The organism is Pseudomonas sp. LBUM1653 (genome assembly GCF_059716115.1).
This window is the reverse complement of the sequence record NZ_CP166803.1, coordinates 5,713,014-5,733,578: the sequence shown is the minus strand read 5'-3', so window position 1 is coordinate 5,733,578 and position 20,565 is coordinate 5,713,014. Positions and strand designations below refer to the sequence as shown.

Here is a 20,565-nt window from a genome sequence, read left to right as displayed (position 1 = left end):
TACGCAGGCAAATAAACATAAATTAGTACGGGGTTCCGAGAGCCACTGATGGGCGCAATCAGCATCGAATGCTGCTGCGGGGCTTCAGACTGGCTATTCATCCCTGTAAGGGGATATTGCAGGCCCGTTTAAGGCCGCATTATAGGGAAATTTTCACGGTCGTGGTGGGGCGAATCCGCGCATGCAGCGGTCGAGAGGGCGGGTTTTTCGGTCGGAGCGAGGGTTTACAGGGCTTTGGCGGGTGAAGATTTTTTTTCGTGGAAATGGCGTGGAATCTGTTTTGCTCAAAAAGTAAGCAGAAAAGGGCCTTTTTCACTACATCTTGTGTTTCTGAGCGATTTTTAACCAGTCCAGACACAACTGAGCCCGACGTTAGCCGGGCTGGAATCGACCTTCAACAAGCTGCTGAGCAGGGCGGATTCGGCGCAGTCAGATCAGCCGCTGGAGCAGCCGTTACCCATGACGCTGTAACGCAGAATATGGCGCTGGCCTTTGGAGTCGTCATATTCCATTTTCATCGGGACAACTTCACACACATTGGGGACTTCGCTCATTGAAATAACTTTGGCGATGTCCAGGTGCATCGAGTAAGTGTAATCCTCGATGGCCGGTTGTTGCTGCGCGACATCAGTCTGGACCTCGTCTGCCATGGCGGTTGCGCACAGGCTAGTGAGGGCCAGAACCAATAAAGCTTTCATCTAGTGTTTACCTTTTAAAAGTCGAGTGGGGTCACGCAACCTTTTTGGGGTTGCGTGTGGGTCTGACTATTTGGATTTGGGTTAACTGCCTTCGTGGGGGCTGTAACTGGGTTAACTCAGTTTGCCGGGTTGGCGGGGCGAATTTTAGGCGTGGGGGTGGCATTCATATAGGCGTGGATTTGATAAACACCTTTGACGGATTTTGTAACAATCCCTGATTAGATTCTGATCGTTCCCATGCGCCGCAAAGGAATGCCTCAAGGGACGCTCTGCGTCCAGTGACGCGGAGCGTCACGGGCTGCATTCCCACGCAGAGCGTGGGAACGATCAGTAAGGGGGATTTGGGACATTTGTACCAGGCGTGTTTCGCGGTTGTCAGGACGTTTTGTGTGGGCTTGTTACTACCATCGTCGAATGGTTCTATAGGCCCCACCCGGCTACAACAGGGTCATACAAAAACAACTATTCCACCGAGGTAAGAAAGATGAGTGCGGCTTCCCTGTATCCCGTTCGTCCCGAGGTTCTGGCCAATACCCTGACCGACGAGGCGACCTACAAGGCCATGTACCAGCAGTCGGTCGTCAACCCGGACGGCTTCTGGCGCGAGCAAGCCAAGCGCCTCGACTGGATCAAGCCTTTCACCACGGTCAAGCAGACTTCCTTCGATGATCACCATGTCGACATCAAATGGTTCGCCGACGGCACCCTGAACGTTTCCTACAACTGCCTCGACCGTCATCTGGCCGAGCGCGGCGACCAGGTTGCGATCATCTGGGAAGGTGATGATCCGTCCGAAAGCCGCAACATCACCTACCGCGAACTGCACGAACAAGTCTGCAAGTTCGCCAACGCCTTGCGTGGCCAGGACGTGCACCGCGGCGATGTGGTAACGATCTATATGCCGATGATCCCCGAAGCCGTGGTCGCCATGCTGGCCTGTACCCGGATCGGCGCGATTCACTCGGTGGTGTTCGGCGGTTTCTCGCCGGAGGCCCTGGCCGGTCGCATCATCGACTGCCGCTCCAAGGTGGTGATCACCGCTGACGAAGGCATTCGTGCCGGTAAGAAGATTCCGCTCAAGGCCAACGTCGATGACGCCCTGACCAATCCGGAAACCAGCAGCATCCAGAAAGTCATCGTGTGCAAGCGCACCGGTGGCGAGATCAAGTGGAACCAGCACCGCGACATCTGGTACGAAGACTTGATGAAAGTGGCGGGCACCGTTTGCGCCCCCAAAGAGATGGGCGCCGAAGAAGCGCTGTTCATCCTTTACACCTCCGGCTCCACCGGCAAGCCCAAGGGCGTGCAGCACACCACTGGCGGCTATCTGTTGTACGCGGCCATGACCCACGAACGCGTGTTCGACTACCGCCCGGGTGAAATCTACTGGTGCACCGCCGACGTCGGCTGGGTCACCGGCCACACCTACATCGTCTACGGCCCGCTGGCCAACGGCGCGACCACGCTGCTGTTCGAAGGCGTGCCGAACTATCCGGACATCACCCGGGTGGCGAAGATCGTCGACAAGCACAAGGTCAACATCCTCTACACCGCACCCACCGCGATTCGCGCGATGATGGCGTCGGGTACCGCCGCCGTTGAAGGCGCCGATGGCAGCAGCCTGCGCCTGTTGGGTTCGGTGGGCGAGCCGATCAACCCGGAAGCCTGGGACTGGTACTACAAGAACGTCGGTCAATCCCGTTGCCCGATCGTCGACACCTGGTGGCAGACCGAAACCGGTGCGACCCTGATGAGCCCGCTGCCCGGTGCCCATGGCTTGAAGCCGGGTTCCGCGGCGCGTCCGTTCTTTGGCGTGGTGCCGGCCCTGGTGGACAACCTGGGCAATATCATCGAGGGTGCGGCCGAGGGCAACCTGGTGATTCTCGATTCGTGGCCGGGCCAGGCGCGTACGCTGTACGGCGACCATGACCGCTTCGTTGACACTTACTTCAAGACCTTCCGCGGCATGTACTTCACCGGTGACGGTGCCCGTCGTGACGAAGACGGTTACTACTGGATCACCGGTCGCGTCGACGACGTGCTCAACGTGTCCGGCCACCGCATGGGCACCGCCGAGATCGAAAGCGCGATGGTCGCTCACCCGAAAGTCGCCGAAGCGGCGGTGGTCGGTGTGCCGCACGACATCAAGGGGCAGGGCATCTACGTGTATGTCACCCTGATCTCTGGCGAGGAGCCGAACGAGCAACTGCGCCTGGAGCTGAAAAACTGGGTGCGCAAGGAGATCGGTCCGATTGCTTCGCCGGATGTGATCCAGTGGGCGCCGGGGCTGCCGAAGACTCGGTCGGGCAAGATCATGCGCCGGATTCTGCGCAAGATTGCTACCGCTGAGTACGATGCGTTGGGCGATATCTCCACACTGGCAGATCCGGGTGTGGTGCAGCATTTGATTGATACGCACAGGACCATGAATGTGGCGTAAGCGGCGGTTCTGAGTCACATAAACGCCCCGTCAGATGTTGAGTCTGGCGGGGCTTTTTTGTGCCTGAGGTTTTTGTGTGGTCTGGGCTGGCCTCATCGCGAGCAAGCTCGCTCCCACAGGGGATCTGCAGTGAATGCGGAATTTGCGTTCGATACCAAACCACTGTGGGAGCGAGCTTGCTCGCGATGGCGGTTTGTCAGGCGCCACTTAAATATCGGCCAATAATTATCGGCTTCCTCTGTGGGATGTTTCCTACTGTTACCCGCGATTTTTCAGGTTACTGAATGTGTAACCGCGCCGCGCCCATACGGGGCATTGGGAAACGCCAAGCCCCCGGTCAGGGCTTCAGACGCTTGCGCAAAAAATAAGACCCCACGCTGCGCTTGCCGGATTAGAAGGGTTTGCCAATAATAGGCCCGCAACTTGCAATATAGATCGGTTCACTGTCTTTTGCTCTTGCATGATTTTGCAGGGCTGTCAACGTGCTCGAACGGCTTTCTCGGTGCATCTGTAATTAGTTGTCGCATTGAAGAAATATCGGCTTCGGGCCTGTCGTTAGAATGCCGATCACTCGCTCGTCGTTGCCGGTGTTTAATTTCAACACTCGCATCCCGGGACGCAGCAACGCTTTCCGGTTCCACTCATTCGCATATTGGGCTGTCGCTCACTCTGCCGTTTTAGCCCTTTACCGATGGAGTCCCAAGATGAAGAAACTCGTGCTGCTTGGCGCCCTGGCAATGTCCGCCGTGCTGTCCATGCCATCCTTCGCCGATGAAAAACCTCTGAAGATCGGTATCGAAGCGGCTTACCCTCCGTTCGCTTCCAAAGCACCGGACGGCAGCATCGTGGGTTTCGACTACGACATCGGTAACGCCCTGTGCGAAGAGATGAAGGTCAAGTGCGTGTGGGTCGAGCAAGAGTTCGACGGTCTGATCCCGGCCCTGAAAGTGCGCAAGATCGACGCGATCCTGTCCTCCATGTCGATCACTGAAGACCGCAAGAAGTCCGTGGACTTCACCAACAAGTACTACAACACCCCGGCTCGCCTGGTCATGAAGCAAGGCACTCAGGTCAGCGACGGCCTGACCGAGCTCAAGGGCAAGAACATCGGCGTACAGCGTGGTTCGATCCACGAGCGTTTCGCCCGCGAAGTCCTGGCGCCACTGGGTGCCGAGATCAAGCCATACGGTTCGCAGAACGAAATTTATCTCGACGTGGCCGCCGGCCGCCTCGACGGCACCGTGGCAGACGCTACCCTGTTGAATGACGGCTTCCTGAAAACCGACGCCGGTAAAGGCTTCGCCTTCGTTGGGCCGGCGTTCACCGACGTCAAATACTTCGGCGACGGCGTGGGTATCGCAGTTCGTAAAGGTGACGCACTGAAGGACAAGATCAACACCGCGATCACTGCCATCCGCGAGAATGGCAAGTACAAGCAAATCCAGGACAAGTACTTCGATTTCGACATTTACGGCAAGTAAACACGTCGCAACGACAAGTCCTAAATGGCGCAAGCAACAGGATCTCTGAGGTTTGCGCCATTTTTTCATCCCAACTTTCGAGGACCTGAATCATGTTGAAAGGCTACGGGGCTGTCATCCTCGATGGCGTTTGGCTGACGCTTCAGCTCGCCTTGTCGTCCATGGCCCTGGCCATTGTCCTGGGCCTGATCGGCGTGGCACTGCGTCTGTCGCCGGTGCGCTGGCTGGCCTGGCTGGGCGATTTGTATTCCACGGTGATCCGCGGGATTCCCGACCTGGTGCTGATCCTGCTGATTTTCTACGGCGGCCAGGACCTGCTCAATCGCGTCGCGCCGATGCTGGGCTATGACGACTACATCGACCTGAACCCGTTGGCCGCCGGTATCGGCACCTTGGGCTTTATCTTCGGTGCGTACCTGTCGGAAACCTTCCGTGGCGCGTTCATGGCGATCCCCAAAGGGCAGGCCGAAGCGGGCATGGCCTACGGCATGAGCAGTTTCCAGGTGTTCTTCCGGGTGCTGGTGCCGCAGATGATTCGCCTGGCGATTCCGGGTTTCACCAACAACTGGCTGGTGCTGACCAAGGCTACCGCACTGATTTCGGTGGTGGGCCTGCAAGACATGATGTTCAAGGCCAAGCAGGCAGCAGACGCTACCCGCGAACCATTCACCTTCTTCCTCGCAGTGGCGGCGATGTATCTGGTGATCACCAGTGTCTCGTTGCTGGCATTGCGTCACCTCGAGAAGCGCTACTCGGTAGGCGTAAGGGCGGCTGAGCTATGATCTTCGACTACAACGTCATTTGGGAGGCCTTGCCGCTGTACTTTGGCGGCCTGCTGACCACCCTCAAATTGCTCGCGCTGTCGCTGTTCTTCGGCTTGCTGTGTGCGTTGCCGCTGGGCTTGATGCGCGTCTCGAAAAACGCCGTGGTCAACATGTCGGCCTGGCTTTATACCTACGTGATCCGCGGCACGCCGATGCTGGTGCAGCTGTTTTTGATCTACTACGGTCTGGCGCAGTTCGAAGCCGTACGTGAAAGCTTCTTGTGGCCGTGGCTGTCCAGCGCCACGTTCTGTGCGTGCCTGGCGTTTGCCATCAACACCAGCGCCTACACCGCCGAAATCATCGCCGGCAGCCTGCGTGCCACGCCGAACGGCGAGATCGAAGCGGCCAAGGCCATGGGCATGTCGCGCTTCAAGATGTACAAGCGCATCCTGCTGCCGTCGGCCCTGCGCCGGGCGCTGCCGCAGTACAGCAACGAAGTGATCATGATGCTGCAGACCACCAGTCTGGCATCCATCGTGACCCTGATCGACATCACCGGTGCTGCGCGCACGGTCAACGCGCAGTTCTACCTGCCGTTCGAGGCGTATATCACCGCCGGCGTGTTCTACCTGTGCCTGACCTTCATTCTGGTGAAGCTGTTCAAGATGGCCGAGCGCCGCTGGCTGGGCTACCTGGCCCCGCGGAAGCACTGATATGGAACGCATCGATCATTCATTGCCGTGGAGCCACCTGGGCAGCGAACGCCAGATCTCGGTGTTCCGCTTCGGCAATGGCGAGCGCAAGGCCTACATCCAGGCCAGCCTCCACGCCGACGAACTGCCGGGCATGCGCACGGCCTGGGCGCTGAAAAAGCGCCTGGCCGAACTCGAAGCCCAAGGCCTGTTGAACGGTGTGATTGAACTGGTGCCGGTGGCCAATCCATTGGGTCTCGGTCAGTTGCTGCAGGGCAATCATCAAGGGCGTTTCGAGGCCGGTAGCGGCAAGAATTTCAACCGGGATTTCGTTGAGTTGAGCGCGCCAGTGGCCGCCGAGCTTGCCGGGCACCTGGGCGATGATCCTCACGCCAATATCCGTTTGATTCGCCAGACCATGAGTGATGTGCTGGCCGCTTTGCCGCCTGCCTCCAGTCAGTTGCAAGGCATGCAGCGCATCCTGCTCAGCCATGCCTGCACCGCCGATGTGGTGCTGGACCTGCATTGCGATACCGAAGCCGCGCTGCACATGTACGCCTTGCCGCAACACTGGCCGCAGTGGCGTTCGCTAGCGGCGCACCTGAATGTCCGGGTTGGCTTGCTGGCGGAAGATTCCGGCGGCAGCTCTTTTGATGAAGCCTGTTCGCTGCCGTGGTTGCGCCTGTCGCGTCTGTTCCCGGATGCGCAGATTCCGCTGGCGTGCCTGGCGACTACCCTTGAACTGGGTGGTCAGGCTGATACCGGCCGCTCTGAAACCGAGGCCTACGCCGAAGGCATTCTGGCGTTCCTCGCCGAGCAGGGATTGATCAGCGGTGACTGGCCGCAACCTGCGCAGGAGGCGTGCGAAGGCCTGCCGTTCGAAGGTACTGAATTGCTGTTCGCGCCGCATCCCGGTGTGGTGAGTTTCCTGCGCAAACCCGGTGAATGGGTTGAGGCAGGCGATGAGATTTTCGAAGTGATCGATCCGCTGGCGGATCGGGTCAGCACGGTGTGTGCTGGTACGTCCGGGGTGCTGTTTGCCATTGAACGGCTGCGTTACGCCCAACCCGGTTTCTGGCTGGCCAAGGTGGCGGGGCGCGAAGCGCTGCGTCACGGGCGCTTGCTCAACGACTGACTGACTGTTTTTGTGAGAACCGACCGCATGTACAAACTTGAAGTCCAAGACCTGCATAAACGCTATGGCAGTCACGAAGTGCTCAAGGGCGTGTCCCTGAAAGCGGCGGCCGGCGATGTGATCAGCATCATCGGCTCCAGTGGCTCCGGCAAGAGTACCTTCCTGCGCTGCATCAATCTGCTGGAGCAGCCGCACGCGGGCAGGATCCTGCTCAACAACGAAGAGCTGAAACTGGTGGCGAACAAGGACGGCGCAATGAAAGCTGCCGACCCGAAACAGCTGCAACGCATGCGTTCGCGCCTGTCGATGGTGTTCCAGCATTTCAATCTGTGGTCGCACATGACCGCGCTGGAAAACATCATGGAAGCGCCGGTTCACGTGCTGGGCATGTCCAAGGCCGAAGCCCGTGAAAAAGCCGAGCACTACCTGAACAAGGTTGGCGTGGCGCATCGTAAAGACGCTTACCCGGGCCACATGTCCGGCGGTGAACAGCAGCGCGTGGCGATTGCCCGTGCGCTGGCGATGGAGCCTGAGGTGATGCTGTTCGACGAACCGACCTCAGCCCTCGACCCGGAACTGGTCGGCGACGTGCTGAAGGTCATGCAGGCCCTGGCCCAGGAAGGCCGGACCATGGTGGTGGTGACCCACGAAATGGGCTTCGCCCGTGAAGTGTCGAACCAACTGGTGTTCCTGCACAAAGGTATCGTTGAAGAAAGCGGCAACCCGCGTGAGGTGCTGGTCAATCCACAGTCCGAACGTTTGCAACAATTCCTCTCGGGCAGCCTGAAGTAATCAGGGCTGCCGTTGTGCACCGGGATAGTGCATGCTTCGCGATCCAGAGGCTGGCCGATCCCCTGTAGGAGCCGGCTTGCTGGCGATAGCGGTGGGTCAATTTAAATATCTGGCACAGACATACCGCCATCGCCAGCAAGCCGGCTCCTACAGTTGATCTCAGTTGGTTTTGAGATTTGCGTTCATTTCCGGGCTAGCATTGGCCCATGCCTTCTTCACTGTTTTCGTTTCGGATTGCCCGCCATGACTGCCCATCGAATAGGTTTCCTGATTTGGCCCAGCACAAAAGCACTGACGCTGGCGCTGGCTGAGGAGGCCTTGCGAGTTGCCCAGCGTGTGCACCCGGACGTGGTCTACGAACTCTCGTTTTTGCAGGCCGAACCGCCGAGCGAAGGCCAATGGCAATTGCCCGGTGAACCCTGGGCCGGCAAGCTCGAAAACTTCCAGAAACTGTTCCTGCTCGCTGACGAGCCGCCGACCAGTCTCGCGCCAGCGCTGAGCAGTGCGCTCAAGCAGCTGGTGCGTGCGGGCTGCGTGATCGGCGGGCTGTCGGCTGGTGTTTATCCGTTGGCGCAACTGGGCTTGCTCGACGGTTACCGCGCTGCGGTGCACTGGCGCTGGCAGGATGATTTCGCCGAGCGCTTCCCGAAAGTCATCGCCACCAGTCATCTGTTCGACTGGGATCGCGATCGCCTGACCGCGTGTGGCGGCCTGTCGGTGCTCGACTTGCTGTTGGCGGTACTGGCTCGCGATCACGGCGCCGAGCTGGCCGGCGCGGTGTCGGAGGAGCTGGTGGTCGAGCGTATTCGTGAGGGGGGTGAGCGCCAACGCATTCCGTTGCAGAACCGCCTTGGCTCCAGCCATCCAAAGCTCACCCAGGCGGTGTTGCTGATGGAAGCCAACATCGAAGAGCCGCTGACCACCGACGAAATCGCTCAGCATGTGTGCGTGTCCCGTCGGCAACTGGAGCGGATCTTCAAGCAATACCTCAACCGCGTGCCGAGCCAGTACTATCTGGAACTGCGCCTGAACAAGGCCCGGCAGATGTTGATGCAAACCAGCAAGTCGATCATCCAGATCGGCCTGTCCTGTGGTTTCTCCTCAGGGCCGCACTTCTCCAGCGCGTACCGCAATTTCTTCGGTGCCACACCGCGCGAAGATCGCAACCAGCGGCGCAGCAGCAGCCCGTTCGAATTGTCCTCGGTGCCTTCAGAGCGAGGATAGGCTGAACGGGATATTGAGTGGAGGCCATGGGACGCCGTTATGCACCATGGCCCCGGGCACATTCCCTGCGCTCAGTCTTCCATATCAGTATCTGGGGCCTCATCCGCCGCAGCTGGCCTATTGGCTACCTCGTCAATATTGAGATCGTTCCCCGTGGCGCGAAAGTAAGCGGCAATGCGTTGCAGGCTTTCTTCAGTGAATGGATTACCATTGAGGTCAAAACCGTCACTGCGATCCGGATGGACTTGCATGAGCTCGACTGGCATCTCGGTAATTGCGTTATGGCTCAGGTCGACGTCCGTCAAGGAATCGATACTGAGCAAACCGCCTGGAATTTCCGTGATACCTGTATGACTCAGATCCAATGTCGATATATCCGTCATGTTGCTGAGATCGGGGGTGAGGCCTAGTGGATTGTTCCTGAGATTCAGATGGTCAAGGTGCTCAATGCCTGCCAATGCATTGAGCGTTTGCTGAGTCAAGGTGATACGGCATTCAGGCAGGTTCAATGCCGTCAACCTACCCATCCTGAAGACGGCTTCGGGGATGTTATCCAGCTGGTAGCCCCGTACGGTAAGGCTTTCCAGGTTCGGGAAATACTCCAGGAAACGACTTGCCCTTGGGGCAATGTCGCCAGCGCTCGTCAGGTACAGTTCGGGCACATGGCTGAAGTCGGCTGTCAGCACAGGCAAATCCCCCATGATCGGCAGGCTCGATGCAAACCCGAATTCGCTCGTGGCCACACTTTCTGTTGGGATCTGGCGCCAGCACCGTTCCAGGCTCTCCTTGAACTCCTTTCTTTTGTACTGCTCCTGGAGCAGTTCCTCGGCATTGAGGGGGTTGCCTGTTATTGGGTGGTCTTGGGGTATATCGGTCATCCATACCGTAAGGTCGTTAACCAAGGCGACGAGCTCGGCCTCCTTGCGTGTCAGTAAGGTTCGTCCGTCCTCCAGCGTGCCAGGTAAGCTATAGATAAAGTGACTCGCCTCTTCGGTGTCCAGGCTTGGATATAGCGCTTGTGCCTGATCGAGATCAACCTGTTCAGCCGATACCCCAAGGTATTGCTCGGTCTGACTGTAATAGGTTTTTATCCGTTCTCGGGTGACTGCGGACAGTGGATTGTTGCCGAAATCCAACTCCTCACTGGTGCTGGCGGGAAGGTTGAAGAGGGCGTCGGGCAGTTCGGTTATCTGATTGCCACTGAAGATCGCCATATCAAGCCGTGGATGACTCGACAGGCCGGCGGGAACGCTGGAAATGCCGGTATTGGAAAGGTCGATATGGGTTAACCCAGGCATGGCCTCCAGGCTGGGTACGATGCCTAGCGGGTTGTAGCGCAGGTCCAGTATTGCAAGCTCTCTGAGTGATGAAAGAGCTGCCTGGCTCTCGGGAGTGAGTACAACGCCGCAATCACTCAACACCAGCTCCTCAAGTACCGGCATGCGGGTGATCGCCCGGGGAACCTGTTCCAGGGCGAAATTGCGCATTTGCAGGCTGCGTAATCCCGCAAACAGCTCGAGGAACGGGTCGGTTGCACCGACGGCACGGTTGCCATTGAGGGTCAGGAAGGAAACATGGCTGAAATCCGCTGTGAGCACAGGCATATCACCTGTGAATGCCAGGGTCGACTCGAGCTTGTCTCCCCTTGTTACTCCTGGATTGTCTGTCGATCTCTGGCGCCAGAACCGTTCAAGGTCTTGGCTGAATACTTCTCTTGCGACGTGATTGGCGTACATCTCGGTGGCGTAGAGAGGCTGGCCAGTTGAGGGGTGGCGGTCAGGAACGTCACGAGCCCATGCAGTAAGGTCGATGATTAACTGGGTGATCTCTGCTTCCCGGTGGGTGAGCTGGATTCGGCCTTCATCCAGCGTCCCGGGTAAGCGATAGATCAAATCACTTGCTTGTTCGTTGTCCAGGCCAGGATACAACGCTCTGGTTAGATCGAGATCGGCCTGTTCGGCCAATACCCCAAAGTTCTGCCCGGTTCGACTGTAGTGGGTCTTTATTCTTTCTCGGGTGGTTGAGTGCAGTGGATTGCCGGAGAAATGAAACCCCTTGCTGCGGTTAACGGGAAGATTGAAGAGCGCGTCGGGAAGTTCGCTTATCTGGTTGCCATTGAAGATCGCTATTCTAAGCCGCGGGTGATTCGACAGACCGGTTGGAAGGCTGGAAATACCTGTGTTGGACAGTCGAATGTAGCTCAGCCCGGGCATGGCTTCCATATCGGGGGTGAGCCCTAGTGGATTGCCATGCAGATCCAGCATTGTGAGGCTGTCGAGTGATGAGAGTGTTGCCTGACCGTCGGGGGTGAGTACGATGCCGCAATCGCGCAACCTCAGTTGCCGAAGTGTCGGCATTCTGCTGATTGCCTGGGGCAGATCATCCAGGGTGAAATTGCGCATTTCCAGGCGTAGTAGCCTTCGGAAGTGCTCAAGGAAAGGAAGGACTCCACGCGTGGTGCTGCTTCCGTTGAGCGACAGAATGGAAACATGGCTGAAGTCGGCGCTCAGGGTGGGGAGGTCCCCGAGTGTCGGTTCCAGGAGTTGAAGTGCATAGCCATGATTTCCGCCTGTTTCCCTGCGCCAGCAACGCAGTATTTCCTCCCTGAAGAGTCTTCGATTTCGTGTTGCGATTGTAGATTCCTCCCGGCTGAGCCTGACACCGGTTTCCGGGTGAAGGCGCGGTGGATCATTGGCCCATATTTGCAGATCATTCATCAGCTCAAAGTACTCGTTGCGCAAGCGGGAAAGTTCTGCGCGCGGGCCTGCGGGATGGTTTTGCAGCGTCTGAATCAGGGACTGGACCTCTTCGAGAGAAAGGCTCGGGTAAACTTCCAGTACCCTTTCTTCCAATGTGCGTGGAGGCTCACCCACAAGGCGGGGATACCCTTCCATGCCTAACAGGCGCAGTGTGTCAACGACCGGTTCCCGGATGCTTTGGAACGAAAGCGCCGTTCGAAGCTCGTTTCTCTCCAGAGGCTTGTCGCGAACCATCTGTTTGAGCTTCTCCCCTTGGCCGATGTGAGTGTTCAGTGCGGTGCGCTCGGCATTTGGCAGCGCCTGCAAGATGCTGGTGTAGAGATCCGCGGCCCCATGTAATTGCTGTCCCTCGTTGTCATAGGCCTCGTACGTACCGTTTTCCTGGCGGACCAAAACTTTGTATATGGACGCATCCTCGCGGCCGATACTGTCGCGCAGTTCTCCGCCATAGGAGTCATTGCGCACTTCTATGCGCACGTCAGAAGACCAGCCAGGCAATGTTTGCAGGGTGTGCAGCGCGAGTATGTCGGTATCCGGACTTTCAACCGACTCCAGTTCCAGTCCTCCATAGGCGTGGGTGACGCGCACTTCTTGTTTGGCCAGGTTTGCGAGTGGTACCAGTCGATCAGGCAGTTGTCCCTGGCTGATCTGTTGCAGTTCCGAACCGGTGGCAACGTTCAGCAGTTCTTGCGCGACGCTTGCAGGCAGCTCTGGTTCAGCCTGGACAATGTTTTGTACGAGTGGGTTTTCATTTTGCTCGAGGGATTTGTAGCGTGAATCAAAGCGTGAGGCTCTTTGCTTCTTGGCGATCTGCGCCAATTTCGTCCTCAGGGTCCTGGTGCGGATGTCGAGGGTGATTATCGGACCGCCGAACTCTTCACCCAGCAGCGTTTTCATCTCACTTTCATCAAGGGTTTGAAGGAGTGTTTTGAGCAAATCCCCGTCGCTCAGCTTGTCTTGGCGAATCACTGTCAGGGGCAGGTTCTCGTTGGTTGAAGATTCCCAGGCGATCTGTCCTTGTTCATTGAGCAGGCGCAGCCTTTTGCTATCTGGCCATAAGCCTTCGTCCTTGAGAGTCTGCAGCTGAGTCTGTGGATCGGCGTTGAGGTAATGTTCAGGCAGGTCGCTGGCGATCTGGTCAGCAAAGTGTTGAAGGTCCTGATCTATTTTGAAACGCTTGATAGTGTCGGCCAGCAGTGGCGGTAATGGCTCCTGGTTGACGTGCATTTTGCGCAGTGCGTTCTCCGGGTAGCCACTGACCTTGAGAATCTGCTCGCGCCGGGCAGGAGAAAATGACTCGACAGGGTGGCCAATACGACGCAATGCAGTGGCTGTATCCCACTCCAGTGGTTGCTCCAGTTCCGTGTGCCACGCGCCATCTCCGTTGTGCCGCAGTGTTGGCTTGTAAGCGTCGGGTCGGCTCGGATGCTCAATGTGGTGCTGGCCGCTGTCAGGGTTCTCGCTCACGGCGTAGTGCGCATCCTCGATGGGCACAATGTTTTTGCCTTCGTACCGGTGCAGGCCCAGGTTGTTGGCTTTCGAACCTTGCGGCAGTGCAATGTTCTGCTCGTAGGGGGCCAGGTCCGGTTTCCAGTAACGGGTTTTACCGTTGCGGACCTCAACGGGTTTGAACTGATCGATGAATTTCACTATTTCACCGGGAAGCACTGCCCGAAACTCACCGGCGACGATGGTGCCACCTACTGCAAAGGCGCCTAGCTGGACCAGAGACTCGACCACGCCCATGAGGTGCTCGAACGCTTCGGTGGTCCGACCTTGTGCCCAATCGATGATGCCTTCGAACGCCTCGTTGAGCAGTTGATAGGCCATATAAGCCAACATCAGTTCACCCAGGTAAGGTACGAACGGCGCGATGACGAACGTCGCAATCTCAAGGATCGTAGATACTATTTTTGAGAAGGAGTCCCACAGTGCCCAGCGGGCGTTCTGGTCGACGGTTGCGGTTGAAACGGCAATGACCCGTGCGTCATTGAGGATCTTGTTCAGTTTTTCCTGATAGAGGTGTTGCCACAGATTGTCGTAGAACGGGGTGGCAGCGAATTGCAGATTGGGATCGTCGACGGGCGTCTCCCGCCAATTGGGCAGGTGGCTGCCTTCGACGGTTGGATGCCATGTCATTTTTGCCAGGCGATGACTCAGCTCGCCGAAGAAATGACCTCGTTGCTCATGGGCCACGAAACGACTGAAATAACGCTGATAATCGCTTGAGCGTAATTGTCGGGTCAGTTCCTTGATCAGTTCGACGAACGAGCTGTACTCCTTGATCGGGTGCTCCGGGTCTTCCGGGACATAAGCCACCACCCGTACCACCTTCCGGGCCTGTTCAAGGTCCGGGGAAAAAAGCACGATGCCGGTGAGTTTGGTAGACATCATCGTCAAGTCGTGACACCGCAAGTCCAGGCCATCCAGTCTCATGCCTTGCAGGCCATCGAGCATGCCCTGAATCAGGCGGAAATAATCAACCTGAATATCACCGTTCATCCGGGCAAATTGCAGCGCAGCTTTCAGCGCCGCTTTTTGACTCGTCGCTACCTTGGGTTGCAGTGTGGCCGCGACGACAGGGTTGGACACACCCAGGGCGTCTTCCAGGTAGGTGGTGTATTGGCCGCCAATATCCAGCTCCCGGCATAACCTGGTAAACGCCGGGATGGTGATTGTGCGTTTGAGGGCGGGCAGGGTGTCGAATTGTCCGGACGCAGAGGGTTCAGTAATGAAGGTCGAGTCAGGCTCATAGGCGCTGTCTTCGGTTTCTGACTCTTCAAAGTTGTGCAAGGCCGCGTCCAGCAGCGAAACCGTCCAGGCGCGAGCCGCTCCGGACTTGACCGGGAACCAGGGGATCGTCGCGGGAATGTACAGGCGCAAGAAGGTTTTTCTGACGTCCAGATCGAGGCCGAATCGGGTTTTCAGGGCTTCTCTGAGCAAGGGCTCGGCAAATGCGCTCGCGTCTTGCAGGTGTTCCAGCGTTCGATCGACTTCATTTTGCGCCGTCCAGTGTGCAGCGTTGAGTGCCTGCAGTTTTTCGTGTTCTGTGGCTGGCGCTGCCTTGAGTTGCTCGAGGAGCTGAGGGCGGGTGTTTTTCAACGCTTGGCGCTTGGCAGGCGAAGCCTTGCCCACCCATTGCGGTATGGCGGTGCTGAGATGTTGATAGTGGGTGTCCGGGTGTTGCGCGATTATCGCTTCAGCCAGAATGGTTACTTGCTGTTCGTCGGTCGGGGGCATCTTGCCAATCCTTTAGCGTTGAGAGAGCGCCGAGCAAAACAGAAAGCACCTCTCAAGATGCGGTACATATTTAAAGGTGTGCCGAATGTCTGAATTGAAATCCCGACAACCCTGCCTCTAACCCCTCCAGCAGTTTAAACTGCGCCTTTGCGACCCTATATGTCGCATTGCCGTAAACCCGGGAAAAACCGGGGTTTGCGCTATAAGAAGTTGTCGCTTGGCGGCAAGGCCGGGCTGAAAACTGTCCTTACAATCCCCCCATCGCTCGCCAGTTTCAGGCGGGTGTTCCTCTTCAGGAGACTCCGATGTCCGTTGAGCACGCTGCGGTAGAACGCGCCGATTTCGACCAGGTAATGGTTCCCAACTACGCGCCAGCCGCCTTTATTCCTGTGCGTGGCGCCGGTTCCCGCGTATGGGACCAGTCTGGTCGCGAGCTGATCGACTTCGCCGGCGGCATCGCCGTCAACGTATTGGGCCACGCACATCCAGCGCTGGTCGGTGCCTTGACCGAGCAGGCCAACAAGCTGTGGCACGTGTCCAACGTATTCACCAATGAGCCGGCCCTGCGCCTGGCCCATAAGCTGGTCGATGCCACTTTTGCCGAGCGTGCCTTCTTCTGCAACTCTGGCGCCGAAGCCAACGAAGCGGCCTTCAAGCTGGCCCGTCGTGTCGGTTTCGACCGTTTCGGCAGCGAGAAGTACGAGATCATCGCCGCGCTCAATAGCTTCCACGGCCGTACCCTGTTCACCGTCAACGTCGGTGGCCAGTCGAAGTACTCCGACGGCTTCGGTCCAAAGATCACCGGTATCACCCATGTGCCGTACAACGATCTGGCCGCGCTGAAAGCTGCCATTTCCGACAAGACCTGCGCTGTGGTCCTGGAGCCGATCCAGGGCGAGAGCGGGGTGATTCCGGCGGAACTCGAATACCTGCAAGGTGCCCGCGAACTCTGCACCGCGCACAACGCGCTGCTGATCTTCGACGAAGTGCAAACCGGCATGGGTCGCACCGGCCATCTGTTCGCCTACCAGCATTACGGCGTGACCCCGGACATCCTGACCAGTGCCAAGAGCCTGGGCGGCGGTTTCCCGATCGCGGCAATGCTGACCACCGAAGACCTGGCCAAGCACCTGGTCGTCGGCACCCACGGCACCACGTACGGCGGCAACCCGCTGGCATGCGCTGTTGCCGAGGCCGTGATCGATGTGATCAACACCCCTGAAGTGCTGGCCGGTGTCAACGCCAAGCACGACAAGTTCAAGGCGCGCCTTGAGCAGATCGGCGAGAAGTACGGCCTGTTCACCCAGGTCCGTGGCATGGGCCTGTTGATCGGTTGCGTACTGAGCGATGCCTGGAAAGGCAAGGCCAAGGACATCTTCAACGCCGCCGAGCGTGAAGGCTTGATGGTGCTGCAAGCCGGCCCGGATGTGGTGCGTTTCGCGCCAAGCCTGGTGGTCGAAGACGCGGACATCGACGAAGGTCTGGACCGTTTCGAACGCGCCGCGGCAAAACTGACGCAAGCCTGATGGACCCTTCGGCGCCTGCACGTCAGGCGTCGAACCCAATTTTGATGCCGGGCTTGTTCCATTGTGGGAGCGAGCCTGCTCGCGAAGAGGGCGTGTCAGTCAATATCTCTGCTGACTGATACACCGCTTTCGCGAGCAGGCTCGCTCCCACAGTATCCGGCGTTTTTTCTGTGAAATTTATAAGAGAAAGGAGTGACACCATGCTGGTGATGCGCCCCGCGCAAATGGCTGATCTGGGCGAGGTACAGCGTCTGGCTGCGGACAGCCCGATTGGTGTCACTTCCTTGCCGGATGACGTTGAACGCCTGAGCGACAAGATCGCCGCGAGCGAAGCTTCGTTCGCCGCCGAAGTCAGCTTCAACGGTGAAGAGAGCTATTTCTTCGTGCTTGAAGACACGGCCACCGGCAAGTTGGTGGGCTGTTCGGCGATCGTGGCCTCGGCGGGTTATTCCGAGCCGTTCTACAGTTTCCGTAATGAAACCTTCGTGCACGCCTCCCGCGAGCTGAAGATTCATAACAAGATACACGTGCTCTCGCAGTGCCACGACCTGACCGGTAACAGCTTGCTGACCAGTTTCTACGTGCAGCGCGAGCTGGTGGGTTCGCCTTGGGCCGAGCTCAATTCCCGTGGCCGCCTGCTGTTCGTCGCCAGCCACCCGGAGCGCTTCGCCGATTCGGTGGTGACCGAGATCGTCGGTTACAGCGATGAAAATGGCGACTCGCCGTTCTGGGATGCCATCGGTCGCAACTTCTTCGACCTCAACTACGCCGAAGCCGAGCGTCTGTGTGGCCTGAAGAGCCGGACCTTCCTCGCCGAACTGATGCCGCACTACCCGATCTACGTGCCGCTGCTGCCGGACTCCGCTCAGGAAGCGATGGGCCAGGTGCACCCTCGGGCGCAAATCACCTTCGACATCCTGATGCGTGAAGGCTTCGAAACCGATCACTACATCGACATCTTCGACGGCGGCCCGACCTTGCATGCCCGTGTTTCGGGGATCCGTTCGATCGCCCAGAGCCGCGTGGTGCCGGTGAAGATCGGTGAGCCGGTCAAAGGTGCCGGTCGTCAGTACCTGGTGGCCAACGCCCAGTTGCAGGATTACCGCGCAATCATGCTCGAGCTCGATTACGCGCCGGGCAAGCCCGTGACCCTGGATCTGGAAGCGGCCGAAGCCCTGGGCGTCGGTGAAGGTGCGAGCGTGCGCCTGGTGGCGGTTTAACGCCTGCTTCAAGCGCTAGAGAATTGCCAAGAAAGCAGCGAAGTTTCACGGGTGGCGCAAGCGGCCCGATTGAGGAGATAGCATGATCGTTCGTCCCGTACGCAGCAGCGATTTACCCGCTCTGATCGACCTGGCCCGCAGCACTGGCACCGGCCTGACCACCTTGCCGGCCAACGAAGAGCGTCTGGCCCACCGGGTCGGCTGGGCCGAGAAGACCTTCCGCGGCGAAGCCGGGCGGGGCGATGCGGACTACCTGTTCGTGCTCGAAGACGACAACGGCCGTGTGGTGGGCATTTCCGCCATCGCTGGCGCCGTCGGCCTGCGTGAGCCCTGGTACAACTTCCGGGTCGGCCTGACTGTCAGCGCTTCGCAAGAGCTGAACATCTATCGCGAAATCCCGACGCTGTTCCTGGCCAACGACCTGACCGGTAATTCCGAGCTGTGCTCGCTGTTCCTGCATGCCGATTATCGCACTGGCCTCAACGGCCGCATGCTGTCCAAGGCGCGGATGCTGTTCATCGCCGAGTTCCCGCAACTGTTCGGCAACAAGATCATTGCCGAGATGCGCGGTGTTTCCGACGAAGCCGGGCGTTCACCGTTCTGGGAAAGCCTGGGCCGGCACTTCTTCAAGATGGAATTCAGTCAGGCTGACTACCTGACCGGCGTGGGCAACAAAGCCTTCATTGCTGAGCTGATGCCGAAGTTTCCGCTGTACACCTGCTTCCTGTCGCCCGATGCGCGCAACGTGATTGGCCAGGTGCACCCTGACACCGAGCCTGCGTTGTCGATGCTCAAGAGCGAAGGCTTCAGCTATCAAGGCTACGTCGACATCTTCGACGCCGGTCCGGCCATCGAGTGCGAAACCGGCAAGATCCGCGCAGTGCGCGACAGCCAGGCGCTGGTGCTGGCCATCGGCACACCGGGTGACGACGCCACGCCGTTCATCATTCACAACCGCAAGCGCGATGACTGCCGCATCACTGCCGCTCCGGCACGTCTCGCCGCCGGCACGCTGGTGGTCGATCCGCTGACCGCCAAACGTCTTCAACTCAACGCTGGCGATCAAGTGCGCGCCGTGGCGTTGTCCGCTGCTCGGGAGTCGAAATAATGAAGTCGCTATACATTGCAGGTGAATGGCTGGCAGGTGGGGGCGAAGCCTTTGAATCGCTGAACCCGGTGACCCAGCAAGTGCTGTGGTCCGGCACCGGTGCTACCACTGATCAGGTCGAGTCGGCCGTGCAGGCTGCGCGCCAGGCGTTTGCCGGTTGGGCCCGTCGGACCCTGCAAGAGCGTATTTCGGTGCTGGAAGCCTTTGCTGCAGCCCTGAAAAATCACGCGGACGAACTGGCCCATGCCATCGGTGAGGAAACCGGCAAGCCCCTGTGGGAAGCAACCACCGAAGTCACCAGCATGGTCAACAAGATTGCGATCTCGGTGCAGAGCTATCGTGAGCGCACTGGCGAGAAGAGCGGCCCGCTGGGCGACGCCACCGCAGTGCTGCGCCACAAGCCGCACGGCGTGGTGGCGGTGTTCGGCCCTTACAACTTCCCGGGCCACTTGCCCAACGGGCATATCGTGCCGGCGCTGCTGGCCGGTAACACCGTGCTGTTCAAGCCGAGTGAACTGACGCCGAAAGTCGCCGAGCTGACGGTCAAGTGCTGGATCGAAGCCGGTTTGCCGGCGGGCGTGCTGAACCTGCTGCAGGGCGCTCGCGAAACCGGTATCGCCCTGGCGGCGAACCCGGGCATCGACGGCCTGTTCTTCACCGGTTCCAGCCGCACTGGCAATCACCTGCACAATCAATTCGCCGGTCGTCCGGACAAGATTCTTGCGCTGGAGATGGGCGGTAACAATCCGCTGGTGGTGGATCAGGTCGCCGATCTCGATGCCGCTGTCTACACCATCATCCAGTCGGCGTTCATCTCTGCCGGCCAGCGCTGCACCTGTGCCCGCCGCTTGCTGGTGCCGCAAGGCGCCTGGGGCGACACATTGCTGGCGCGTCTGGTCGCGGTCAGCTCGACAATTGATGTCGGTGCTTTCGATCAGCAACCGGCGCCATTCATGGGCTCGGTGATTTCCCTCGGCGCGGCGAAAGCGTTGATGGATGCCCAGGAGCATTTGCTGGCCAACGGCGCCGTGGCGCTGCTGGAAATGACGCAGCCTCAGGCCCGGGCCGCCTTGCTGACCCCAGGGATTCTGGACGTCACGGCAGTAGCTGAGCGCCCGGACGAAGAGCTGTTCGGTCCGTTGCTGCAAGTGATCCGCTACGCTGATTTTGAAGCGGCGATCGCTGAAGCCAACGACACCGAATATGGTCTGGCGGCCGGCCTGCTGTCGGATTCCGAAGCACGCTACCAGCAGTTCTGGCTGGAAAGCCGTGCCGGTATCGTCAACTGGAACAAACAACTGACCGGTGCGGCGAGCAGCGCGCCATTCGGTGGCGTCGGTGCCTCGGGTAACCATCGCGCCAGCGCCTACTATGCAGCCGATTACTGCGCGTACCCGGTGGCTTCGTTGGAAACGCCGAGCCTGGTGTTGCCTGCGGCTTTGACGCCTGGCGTGAAGATGGCGTAACGGCCATTCGCGAGCAGGCT

At 58.8% G+C, this 20,565-nt stretch carries 13 protein-coding genes; 11 read left to right on the top strand and 2 right to left on the bottom strand.

Annotation, left to right across the window (positions count from 1 at the left end; all coding sequences use genetic code 11):
- Nucleotides 1-434: 434 nt before the first annotated feature.
- Complete coding sequence (locus ACA054_RS25825) at nucleotides 435-698, bottom strand: DUF2790 domain-containing protein (protein WP_497686759.1); 264 nt, start codon at nucleotides 696-698, stop codon at nucleotides 435-437.
- Nucleotides 699-1,182: 484 nt separating this feature from the next.
- On the opposite strand from ACA054_RS25825, the gene acs reads away from it, so the two are divergent.
- From acs to argR, 7 genes are all read left to right on the top strand, one after another.
- Complete coding sequence (gene acs / locus ACA054_RS25820) at nucleotides 1,183-3,138, top strand: acetate--CoA ligase (RefSeq protein ID WP_497686758.1); 1,956 nt, start codon at nucleotides 1,183-1,185, stop codon at nucleotides 3,136-3,138.
- A gap of 704 nt (nucleotides 3,139-3,842) precedes the next feature.
- Nucleotides 3,843-4,619, top strand: a complete 777-nt coding sequence (locus ACA054_RS25815) for an ABC transporter substrate-binding protein (RefSeq protein WP_497686757.1) — start codon at nucleotides 3,843-3,845, stop codon at nucleotides 4,617-4,619.
- A gap of 92 nt (nucleotides 4,620-4,711) precedes the next feature.
- Nucleotides 4,712-5,401 carry an ABC transporter permease gene (locus ACA054_RS25810; protein WP_497636296.1) on the top strand — a complete coding sequence of 230 codons (690 nt, stop codon included), beginning with the start codon at nucleotides 4,712-4,714 and terminating at the stop codon, nucleotides 5,399-5,401.
- Entirely contained in the window at nucleotides 5,398-6,096 is a 699-nt protein-coding gene (locus tag ACA054_RS25805; protein ID WP_459733834.1) for an ABC transporter permease, read from the top strand. The genes ACA054_RS25810 and ACA054_RS25805 overlap by 4 nt, the downstream gene beginning before the upstream one ends.
- 1 nt (nucleotide 6,097) lies before the next feature.
- Entirely contained in the window at nucleotides 6,098-7,210 is a 1,113-nt protein-coding gene (locus tag ACA054_RS25800) for a M14 family metallopeptidase (protein WP_497686756.1), read from the top strand.
- 27 nt (nucleotides 7,211-7,237) lie between these two features.
- Nucleotides 7,238-8,002, top strand: a complete 765-nt coding sequence (locus ACA054_RS25795) for an ABC transporter ATP-binding protein (RefSeq protein WP_497686755.1) — start codon at nucleotides 7,238-7,240, stop codon at nucleotides 8,000-8,002.
- A 243-nt stretch (nucleotides 8,003-8,245) separates the two neighbouring features.
- On the top strand, nucleotides 8,246-9,226 hold the full coding sequence (argR, locus tag ACA054_RS25790) for a transcriptional regulator ArgR (RefSeq protein ID WP_497686754.1): 981 nt from the start codon (nucleotides 8,246-8,248) through the stop codon (nucleotides 9,224-9,226).
- Between the two features lie 71 nt (nucleotides 9,227-9,297).
- Here argR and ACA054_RS25785 read toward each other — a convergent pair whose 3' ends face one another.
- Entirely contained in the window at nucleotides 9,298-15,225 is a 5,928-nt protein-coding gene (locus tag ACA054_RS25785) for a dermonecrotic toxin domain-containing protein (protein WP_497686753.1), read from the bottom strand.
- 305 nt (nucleotides 15,226-15,530) lie between these two features.
- Here ACA054_RS25785 and ACA054_RS25780 point away from each other — a divergent pair, with 305 nt between their 5' ends.
- The 4 genes from ACA054_RS25780 to astD all read left to right on the top strand — a co-directional run bounded on the left by ACA054_RS25780 (nucleotide 15,531) and on the right by astD (nucleotide 20,545).
- Entirely contained in the window at nucleotides 15,531-16,751 is a 1,221-nt protein-coding gene (locus tag ACA054_RS25780; protein ID WP_497686752.1) for an aspartate aminotransferase family protein, read from the top strand.
- Between the two features lie 200 nt (nucleotides 16,752-16,951).
- Entirely contained in the window at nucleotides 16,952-17,971 is a 1,020-nt protein-coding gene (aruF, locus tag ACA054_RS25775) for an arginine/ornithine succinyltransferase subunit alpha (protein WP_008058001.1), read from the top strand.
- A gap of 82 nt (nucleotides 17,972-18,053) precedes the next feature.
- A complete protein-coding gene (gene astA / locus ACA054_RS25770) occupies nucleotides 18,054-19,079 on the top strand; it encodes an arginine N-succinyltransferase (RefSeq protein WP_497686751.1) in 1,026 nt (341 codons plus the stop codon).
- On the top strand, nucleotides 19,076-20,545 hold the full coding sequence (astD, locus tag ACA054_RS25765) for a succinylglutamate-semialdehyde dehydrogenase (RefSeq protein ID WP_497690371.1): 1,470 nt from the start codon (nucleotides 19,076-19,078) through the stop codon (nucleotides 20,543-20,545). Before astA ends, astD begins: the two co-directional genes overlap by 4 nt.
- The last annotated feature ends 20 nt before the right edge of the window (nucleotides 20,546-20,565 follow it).